The 8737-nt window shown below is 73.4% G+C and carries 7 protein-coding genes; 5 read left to right on the top strand and 2 right to left on the bottom strand.

Annotation, left to right across the window (positions count from 1 at the left end; all coding sequences use genetic code 11):
- The 3 genes from ACFWI4_RS40650 to glgB all read left to right on the top strand — a co-directional run.
- On the top strand, nt 1-198 hold a 198-nt coding region (locus ACFWI4_RS40650; RefSeq protein WP_387206683.1), incomplete at its 5' end, for an alpha-glucosidase C-terminal domain-containing protein.
- A gap of 47 nt (nt 199-245) precedes the next feature.
- Nucleotides 246-1619: a maltokinase gene (locus tag ACFWI4_RS40645; RefSeq protein WP_387206681.1), complete on the top strand. Its 1374-nt coding sequence runs from the start codon at nt 246-248 to the stop codon at nt 1617-1619.
- Between the two features lie 162 nt (nt 1620-1781).
- Nucleotides 1782-4013, top strand: coding sequence for a 1,4-alpha-glucan branching enzyme (glgB, locus tag ACFWI4_RS40640; RefSeq protein WP_387206678.1), 2232 nt, complete (start codon nt 1782-1784; stop codon nt 4011-4013).
- A 36-nt stretch (nt 4014-4049) separates the two neighbouring features.
- Here glgB and ACFWI4_RS40635 read toward each other — a convergent pair whose 3' ends face one another.
- Entirely contained in the window at nt 4050-5477 is a 1428-nt protein-coding gene (locus tag ACFWI4_RS40635; protein WP_387206676.1) for a M1 family metallopeptidase, read from the bottom strand.
- A gap of 225 nt (nt 5478-5702) precedes the next feature.
- A complete protein-coding gene (locus tag ACFWI4_RS40630; protein ID WP_387206674.1) occupies nt 5703-6491 on the bottom strand; it encodes a PIG-L deacetylase family protein in 789 nt (262 codons plus the stop codon).
- A 259-nt stretch (nt 6492-6750) separates the two neighbouring features.
- On the opposite strand from ACFWI4_RS40630, the gene ACFWI4_RS40625 reads away from it, so the two are divergent.
- Both ACFWI4_RS40625 and ACFWI4_RS40620 read left to right on the top strand, forming a co-directional pair.
- Entirely contained in the window at nt 6751-7644 is an 894-nt protein-coding gene (locus tag ACFWI4_RS40625; protein WP_387206672.1) for a Gfo/Idh/MocA family protein, read from the top strand.
- Nucleotides 7645-7763: 119 nt separating this feature from the next.
- Nucleotides 7764-8705 (top strand): ATP-dependent DNA ligase, encoded by a 942-nt coding sequence (locus ACFWI4_RS40620; RefSeq protein ID WP_387206670.1) that lies wholly within the window; start codon nt 7764-7766, stop codon nt 8703-8705.
- Nucleotides 8706-8737: the final 32 nt, after the last annotated feature.

Raw genomic sequence — 8737 nt, 5'->3', positions numbered from 1 at the left:
CACAACTTCTCCCGCTTCGCCCAGCCCACCGAACTCGACCTCCGCGAGTTCAACGGCCGCCACCCGGTCGAACTCATCGGCGGCGTCCGCTTCCCCGCCATCGGCGAACTGCCCTATCTGCTCACCCTCGCGGGCCACGGCTTCTACTGGTTCCGGCTGCGCCCCGCGGTGGTGCCCGGCACCACGAAGCGCTCGTGAACGCGTACCCCTCGACAGCCCGCCCGCCCCTGAAAGGACGTGCCGTCATGCCGAACACCGCACTGCGGCGCCCGAGCGGTCCCGACACCGCTCCGCTGCTCACCTCGCTGGCCGAACTGCTGCGGGCCTGGCTGCCCCGGCAGCGCTGGTTCGCCGGCAAGGGCAGGCCCGTGACGGATGTGACGCTGCTGTCGACGACCGAGCTGTACCCGGGGTGTCTGCATCTGCTGGTCCGCACCGAGCACCTGGGCCCGCCAACCCACGGCACGGCCGGCGCCCCCGAGGCCGAGGACTGCTACCAGCTGCTCCTGGGGGTCCGGGAGGTCCTGCCGCCCCGGCTGGCCCACGCCTTCATCGGCCGGGCGAGCGCCGGTCCGCTGGCCGGCCTCACCGTGTACGACGCCTTCCACGACCCGAAGGCCGCGGGGCTGCTCCTGGAGCGGCTGCGCCGTTCGGGTACGGCGGGACCGCTGCGGTTCGAGGGCGATCCCCGGGTGACGGTGCCCTCCGGTCTCACCCCGCGCCTCCTCGACGCCGAGCAGTCCAACACCTCCCTGGTCTACGGGGACGCGTTCATACTGAAGGTCTTCCGGCGCGTCCAGCCCGGCATCAACCCGGACCTCGAGGTGCCGCGCGCACTGGCCCGGCAGGGCTGCGACCGCGTCCCCGCGCCGGCCGCGTGGTTCCGGACCTCGGAGCCGCGGGAGGCGACCCTCGGCGTCCTCCAGCCGTATCTGCGGGGCGCCGCCGACGGCTGGGCGCTGGCACTCGAATCCCTCGGCTCACGGCAGGATTTCGCCGGCGAGGCGTTCGAACTGGGACGGGCCACCGCCGAGGTGCATCTGGCCCTGGCCACGGCCTTCCCGGTGGACGCTCCGGACCCGTGCCGCAACAAGCGGCTCGCGGAGGCGATGCACGAACGGCTCGACGCGGCGGTCCGCTCCGTCCCCGAACTCCGCCCGCACGCACCCGGGTTGCGTTCGGCCTTCGACGCGCTCGCCGTGCTGGACTCGGCTGTCCGCCCCGCCCAGCGCATCCACGGCGACCTCCACCTCGGCCAGGTCCTGCGGGCCGGGCGACGGTGGTCCGTCATCGACTTCGAGGGTGAACCCGCCCGCCCGATCAGCGAACGTCGGCGTGTCCAGTCGCCCGTCCGCGATGTCGCGGGCATGCTGCGGTCCTTCGACTACGCGGCCCGGTCCCGGCAGCCGTGGCGTCCGGAGTGGGCGGAGCGCTGCCGGGAGGCCTTCTGCGCGGGCTATGCCGCCGCGGCGGCCTGGGATCCCCGCGAGGAACCCGAACTGCTGCGCGCGTACGAGACGGACCGCGCCGTGTACGAGGTGCTCTACGAGGCACGGCACCGTCCCGACTGGCTGCCCGTGCCCATGGCGGCGGTCGGACGACTCGCCGACCGCCCCTGACCGCCGAACCCCGCCATCCGACCACCGACCACCGACCACCGACCACCGACCAGGAACCGTCCACCCCGGCCCACCGGCCACCGACCACCGACCGACGACGGGCAACCGGCCCGTCCGGTCCGGTACTTCCCCCGACCGCCCCCGCTCCGAGAGGCCCCAGCCGTGACCCGCACCGCATCCACCCGCGTACGACGGGCCAAGCCCGCCGCCCCGTCCGCGCAGTCCGCCGCGCTGGACCCGACGGATCGGGGGCGGCTGCTGTCCGGCGCCCATCACGATCCGCACGCGGTGCTCGGTGCCCATCCGGTGCCGGGCGGCGTGCTGTTCAGGGCGCTGCGGCCGTACGCCCAGGGGGTGGCGGTCGTGGTCGACGGGCGGCGCAGCGCGCTGGAGGACCTGGGCGACGGGTTCTTCGGCGGTGTGCTGCCGCTGGACGGGATCCCGGCGTACACGCTGGTGGTGACGTACGACGGCAACGAGTTCGAGACGCAGGACCCCTACCGGTTCCTGCCCGCGCTCGGCGAGCTGGACCTGCATCTCATCGGCGAGGGCCGGCACGAGGAACTGTGGCGGGCGCTCGGCGCCGAACCGATGACCCACGAGGGTGTCGAGGGAACCCGGTTCACCGTCTGGGCCCCGAACGCCCAAGGGGTGCGGGTCTGCGGGGACTTCTGCCACTGGGACGGTGCCGCCGGGTTCCCGATGCGCTCGCTCGGTTCCTCCGGTGTGTGGGAGGTGTTCCTCCCCGGCATGGGTGAGGGAGCGCTCTACAAGTTCGACATCACCCGCCCCGACGGCTCCCGCACCCTGCGCGCCGACCCGATGGCCCGGCGCACCGAGGCACCGCCCGCCACGTCGTCGGTCGTGACCCGGTCGTCGTACACGTGGCAGGACGCGAAGTGGATGAAGGAGCGGGCGAAGCGACGCCCGCTGCACGAGGGGCCGTTCTCGGTGTACGAGGTCCACCTGGCCTCCTGGCGGCCCGGTCTGACGTATCGTCAGCTCGCCGACCAGCTGCCCGCGTACGTGTCGGACCTCGGGTTCACGCATGTCGAGCTGATGCCCGTCGCCGAGCATCCGTTCGGCGGTTCCTGGGGCTACCAGGTCACCGGGTTCTACGCCCCCACCGCGCGGCTGGGCACGCCCGACGACTTCAAGTACCTCGTCGACGCCCTGCACCGGGCCGGTGTCGGCGTCCTCATGGACTGGGTCCCCGCCCACTTCCCGCGCGACGACTGGGCCCTCGCCCAGTTCGACGGCCGCCCCCTGTACGAGCACGCCGACCCCCGGCGCGCCGACCACCCGGACTGGGGAACCCTGGAGTTCGACTACGGCCGCCGCGAGGTCCGCAACTTCCTCGTCGCCAACGCCACCTACTGGTGCGAGGAGTTCCACATCGACGGCCTGCGCGTCGACGCCGTCGCCTCCATGCTCTACCTCGACTACTCCCGCGAAGAGGGCCAGTGGGCCCCCAACGAGTTCGGCGGGCGGGACAATCCCGACGCGGTGGCGTTCCTCCAGGAGATGAACGCCACGGTCTACCGCCGCAATCCGGGTGTCGTCACGATCGCCGAGGAGTCCACCGCCTGGGACGGCGTCACCCGCCCGACCTCCGACGGCGGGCTCGGCTTCGGGCTGAAGTGGAACATGGGCTGGATGCACGACTCGCTGGAGTACGTCCAGCACGAGCCGATCCACCGCAAGTACCACCACAACGAGATGACGTTCTCGATGGTGTACGCCTACAGCGAGAACTACGTCCTGCCGATCTCCCACGACGAGGTCGTGCACGGCAAGCAGTCACTCGTGTCCAAGATGCCCGGGGACTGGTGGCAGCAGCGCGCGAACCTGCGCGCCTACCTCGGCTTCATGTGGGCCCACCCCGGCAAGCAACTCCTGTTCATGGGGCAGGAGTTCGCCCAGGGCGGTGAGTGGAAGGAAGCCCACGGCCCCGACTGGTGGCTGCTCGACCCGGCCTACGGCGCCGAGGCCGACCACCGCGGGGTCCAGGATCTCGTGCGCGACCTCAACACCCTCTACCGCGGCGAGCCGGCCCTGTGGGAGCGCGACACGGACCCCTCCGGCTTCACCTGGGTCGTCGGGGACGCCGCCGACGACAACGTCTTCGCGTTCCTGCGCCACGCCGCCGACGGCACCCCGCTGCTCGCCGTCTCCCACTTCTCCCCCGCCGTCCGCCACGGCTACCGCCTCGGCGTCCCCGAGGACGTTCCCGCCTGGCGCGAGGTCCTCAACACCGACGACCTGCGCTACGGCGGCAGCGACGTCACCGGCCCCGAGCCGGTGAAGGCCGAGGCGATCGGGATGCACGGCCGTCCGACCAGCATCGAGCTGACGCTGCCGCCGCTGGCGACGGTGTGGCTGCGGCCCGCCTGAGCCGGACCGCGGTCACACCGTCCCGGGAAGCCCGCCTCAGGACGAGGCGGGCTTCCCGGCCGTGAAGAGCCAGGTGTGGAAGAGACCGGACAGGTCCTTGCCCGACTCCTTCTCCGCGAGCCCGATGAACTGGGCCGTCGTGCCGTGCCCGTCCCGGTGGGCGGCGGCCCAGGTGCGCAGGACGCGGAAGAAGACGGGATCACCGACGGCCGTGCGCAGCTTGTGCAGGACCATGGCCCCGCGGGCGTAGACCGGGGTGTCGAAGATGTGCGCGCCGCTGCCGGGGTCACCGGGCGGGAACGCCCAGAGGTCCTTGCCCGCGGGGGTGGCGTAGAGCGTGTCGAAGGCCTTCTGCGCGCTCTTGCCGCCGTGCTGCTCGGCGTACAGCCACTCCGCGTAGGTGGCGAAGCCCTCGTTGAGCCAGATGTCCTTCCACCGGGTCAGGGTGACGGAGTCGCCGAACCACTGGTGGGCGCTCTCGTGGACGAGGGTCTCCAGGTCGGGCGCGGAGTCGTACACGGGGCGGGTCTGGGTCTCCAGGGCGTAGCCGACCTGCGGGGCGTGGTCGACGATGGCTCCGGCCGCCCGGAAGGGGTAGGGGCCGAAGACCTTGCTCTCCCAGGCCAGCACGGACGGCAGCTTCTTGACGACCGGATCGGCGGCGGCCGCCTCGCGCGGGTCGATCGCGTTGTAGATCTTCAGGCCGTCGCGGGTGGTGTACTGCTCGACCTTGAACGTGCCGACGGTCGCGGTGGCGAGATAGGCCGCCATCGGCTCGGACTGGCGCCAGCGGAAGGTGGTCCGGCCGTTCGCGGTCCGCTGTGCGAGCAGCACGCCGTTGGCGACGGCCGTGCGCCCCTTCGGGACGGTCAGCGTGAAGTCGTACGACGCCTTGTCCGTGGGGTGGCTGTTGGCGGGGAACCAGGTCATCGCGCCCTGGGGTTCGCCGGCCACGAACGCTCCGTCGTCCGTGGGGATCCAGCCGTCGAGGGAGCCGTCGGGGTCGGTGACCGGCTTCGGGGTGCCGGAGTAGGTGACGGTGACGCGGAACTCCTGGCCCTTGCGCAGGGCCTCGCGCGGGGTGACGACGAGTTCCCGGCCGTCGCGCCGGAAGGCGGCCTTGGTGTGGCCCACGGTGACGCCGGTGACCTTCAGACCGCTGAGGTCGAGGTCGAAGCGGGTCAGCCGCTGGGTCGCTCTGGCGGTGATGACGGCCTTGCCGTCGAGGTGGCGGCTGTGCGGGTCGTAGCCGAGGGTCAGGTCGTAGTGGTGGACGTCGTAGCCGCCGTTGCCCGAGAGGGGGAAGTACGGGTCTCCGGCGCCCGCGGCTCCCACGGTCCCGGCCGCCGTGGCGGGGCCCGCCGCGGTGAGCAGCGCGGCGAGCGCGACGGGGACGGCCGCCACGACGGCCTCGCGGCGTAGGACGGTTGTGCGTCGTGCGGCCTCGTGCGGGCGTGGTGTCACGTTCGCTCCTCCGGTTCGACGGTGATCACTCGCCCACACCCTACGATTCCGCCGCCGCCCCGGCCCCCACGATCGGGTCAAGTCGCGTTCACGGCACGGGGATCCGGGTGACACGCCGTCGGGAGCGTGCCGCCTCCGGGACGGGCCCGGGTACGCCCGGGTCCGCCCCCGTCCGGCCGGGTCCGCCCCGGTCGGTGCGCCGGGCGCCGTCCCCGGAACCGGTGTTCACACCCAGGGCGGCGGACCGTCCGGGACGAGCTGGTGCACGTCGAAGAGGACGGCGGACTCGACGCCGAGGGCGGCTCCGCCCATCCCGGCCACCCAGGTCAGGAACGGCCGGGGCGCGAAGGCGCCCTCGCCGAGGCCCTTGGTGTACTCGGCGTGCGCCTCCAGGGAGGCGATGCCGCGTTCGAGGGGTTCGCCGGTGACGTCGACGCCGTGGCTGGGCTGTTCGGCTCCGGCGAAGCAGACCATCCGGATGCCGTTCCAGGGCTCCAGGCCCTCGTCGGCGAGTTCGGGGAAGATCCAGCGGTTCCCCGCGTCGCGTGCCGCGTCGAGGGCGGCCAGGCCCACCACGCGGTGGTCCGCCTGATTGGTGATGCCGCCGATCATCCGTACCGTGAACGCGCCGGACACCACGATCTCCGGCCGGTGCTTGCGCATCGCGCGGACGATCTCCCGGCGCAGCCCGATCCCGTACTCGACGACGCCGTCGCGGTGGTCGAGGAACTCGACGGTCCCGACGCCGACCTCACGCGCGCCGGCCCGCTCCTCGGCCTCGCGCAGGGGCGCGGCCCGGTCCGGGTGCAGGCCGTCGATGCCCGCCTCTCCCCTGGTCGCCAGCAGATAGGTCACCTGCTTGCCCTGCGCCGTCCAGCGGGCGACGGCGCAGGCCGTGCCGTACTCGATGTCGTCCGGGTGGGCGGCCACGGCGAGACACCGTTCCCAGTCCTCCGGCAGCGCGGGCAGGCCGGCACCGTCCCCGAAGCCTGCTTTGTCCTGTGTGGGATCCATGTCCGGCATGATGACGCGCGGCGGGCCGGGACCGACAGAGGCGCGCTTCCCGGTCCGGGCGCCGGACTCACGCGCCCCCGCGTGCCCCTCGTGGGACGGGGAGCGGTGAGAGCACGGCCGGAGCACTGGCCGAAGCGCCGGGCGCCGTGGTGAAGTCTGTCCACACGTCCGAAGATCCGCCGTCCGGCCGCCCGCGCTCCTCCGTGCGGACGCCGGGGCCGACGGCGCGTCAGGCCCCGTACCGCGCGAAGGAGATGCCGTGACCACCACGTCGCCCGCCTGGAACCATGCCCCCGTCCGGGTGGGGCTCGTCGGCGCGGGCCCCTGGGCGCGGGCCGTGCACGCCCGGGTGCTCGCCGCCGGACCCGAGACGACGCTGACGTCGGTGTGGGCGCGCAGGCCCGAGGCCGCCCGGGAGACGGCGGCCCCGCACGGCGCGGCGGTCGCCGCGACGTTCGAGGAACTGCTCGACGGCTGTGAGGCGGTGGCCTTCTCGGTTCCGCCGTCGGTACAGGCCGAACTCGCGGTACGGGCCGCCGAGGCGGGCAAGGCCCTGCTCCTGGAGAAGCCGCTCGCGCTCGAACCGGCCGCGGCACGGCGGCTCGTGGACGCGATCGACGCCTCGGGCACGGTGTCCCAGCTCGTCCTGACGAACCGCTACCACCCGGCGGTCCGGCGCTTCCTCGCCGAGGCACGCGCCCTGGACGTCTCGGGCGCGCGCTCCTGCGGGGTCGGCGGCGCCTTCCTCGGCGGTGACTTCGCGACCCCGTGGCGGCTGGAGCACGGGGCCCTCCTGGACCTCGGACCGCACCTGCTCGATCTGCTGGACGCGGCGCTGGGGCCGGTCGTCCGGATCCGGGCGACCGGGGACCCGCGCCGCTGGGTCGAGCTCACCTGCGAGCACGAGGGCGGCGCCGTGAGCCAGGCCTCGCTCTCGGGCTCGGTCGAGGTCGAGCGCGGGACCGTGCGTGTCGAACTGTTCGGCAGGCACCCCGAGCTGGTCCTCGACGCGGGGGCCCTGGACCACGAGGAGTCCTGGCCCGTGCTGCGCCGCGAGTTCGCCACCGCGGTCCGCACGGGCCGCCCCGGCGAGCTCGACGCCCACCGCGGCCTGTACCTCCAGACACTGATCGCCCGGGCCCTGGACGACTGAGGGGCCACCTTCCCGGTCCCGCCGCGGCGCGGCCGTTCAGGCGAAACGTGCTGCACACGAGCGTGTGCCGGGGGTGGAGTGTCGACAAGGGAGCTGTGAATCTGCCTTTGATCGCGCCCATGCTCGCGACCCCCGGGACCCTGCCGCCCGCCGGCCAGGACGCACGCTGGGCGTACGAGACGAAACAGGACGGTCAGCGTGCCGTGGTCTATCTCCACGGGGACGGCACGCTGACGCTGCGGGCCCGCTCCGGAGAGGACATCACCGCCGCCTATCCGGAACTGCGGGCGCTTGGCGGTGCGCTCGGCACGACCTCGGCGGTCCTGGACGGCGAGGTGCTGGTCCTGGACGAACAGGGCCGGGGCGACTTCCAGCTGCTCCAGTCCCGGATGGGACTCGCCCGCTCCCCGGCCAGGGCCGCCCGGCGCGCCGAGCGGGCACCCGCCCATCTCGTCCTGTTCGACGTCATGCATCTGGGCGGCGATCTCACGGGCCGACGCTACGAGCACCGGCGCCGGACGCTGGAGGAGCTCGCGCTGGAGGGCCCGTTCTGGTCGACGCCGACGGCCATCGTGGGGCACGGGGAGGAGGCGCTGCGGGCGACCCGGGCGAGCGGCCTCGAAGGGCTGGTCTGCAAGCGCCTCGACTCGGTGTACGAACCCGGGGTCCGCTCACGGTCCTGGATCAAGATCCGCAACCTGAGGACCGCCGACGTGCTGGTGGGCGGCTGGGTGCCGGGGAAGGGACGCCTGTCCGGGCTGCCGGGCGCCGTGCTCGTCGGCCAGCGCGACGCGGGGAGACTGCGCTACGTCGGCAGCGTGGGCACCGGCTGGAGCGCGTCCGAACGCGCCGACCTCGCACGGCTGCTGCGGGCCGCCGAGACGGACCGCTGCCCCTTCGACAGCCTCCCGCGGGCCGCCGAGGCACGCTGGGTACTGCCCCGGCTGGTCGGCGAGGTCCGCTACAGCACCCGTACCCGCGCCGGACTGCTGCGCCAGCCCTCGTGGCTGCGGCTGCGCCCCGACCTCGCGCCCGAGGACTCGGCGGCCGACGTCCCGTAGCCACCGGGCGCGTGGACGTGAGGGAGCCGGCC

The organism is Streptomyces sp. NPDC127038, from assembly GCF_042725875.1.
Lineage (GTDB): Bacteria > Actinomycetota > Actinomycetes > Streptomycetales > Streptomycetaceae > Streptomyces.
The sequence above is the reverse complement of the archived record's forward strand: the minus strand, read 5'-3'. Positions and strand labels throughout refer to the sequence as shown.